The sequence below is a fragment of the Alkalibacterium indicireducens genome, assembly GCF_039522005.1.
Taxonomy (GTDB): domain Bacteria; phylum Bacillota; class Bacilli; order Lactobacillales; family Carnobacteriaceae_A; genus Alkalibacterium; species Alkalibacterium indicireducens.
Window position 1 is genome coordinate 1,876 of record NZ_BAAADA010000085.1, and the last position, 615, is coordinate 2,490.

Sequence of the window (615 nt, forward strand, 5' to 3'; positions counted from 1 at the left end):
TTCTTTATATTTTTTCTGGTAATAGGCTTCATACTCAGGAATATATCGTCTTACAGAGTTGGCAGCTTGAACTAAGTAATAACGTAAATAACGGTTTCCTGACTTAGACATCGGTGTCTTTTCTTTTTGATAGTTACCAGATTGATGTTTTGGCCAATAAAGACCAGCGTATTTTGCCAGTTGAGCTTCATGGTTAAATCGGTCAATTTGACCCACTTCAGCGATAATGCCTGCGGCATAAACAGGTCCAATTCCTGGAATGCTTAACAATGTTTTGCGCTATCGATGGTTTCCATAATATTCTCAATGGCTTTATCAATGATTTTTATTTCTTGTTCAAATCCACGTATCACACGCATTTGAACACCTAGATTGATATCAATACTGTCTTGTGCTAGTTTGCCTAAGCGATAAGAGTCTGAGACAGATTTTCTAATGACTTTAGCTAATTTGACAGGATCTTTAAAGCGTCCTCGCCCAAACTTTTGAAGTAAAGCAGCTAGCTCAACGCTATTCATTGTCCGAATCTCAGCCATTGAAATGTCGCCATTCATTAATTGAATCATCGTTGAACTAAACACAGAGGTGCTTATGTTTTCAGCTTTTAAGTCACTC

1 protein-coding gene and 1 pseudogene are annotated in these 615 nt (G+C 37.6%); both read right to left on the reverse strand.

From position 1 onward, the window contains the following. On the reverse strand, positions 1-270 hold a 270-nt coding region (locus tag ABFX15_RS05425), incomplete at its 3' end, for a transposase (protein WP_346024465.1). Beyond that, positions 264-615: pseudogene (locus tag ABFX15_RS05430) on the reverse strand (IS110 family transposase); the annotation flags it as partial. The pseudogene ABFX15_RS05430 and the gene ABFX15_RS05425, both read right to left, overlap by 7 nt.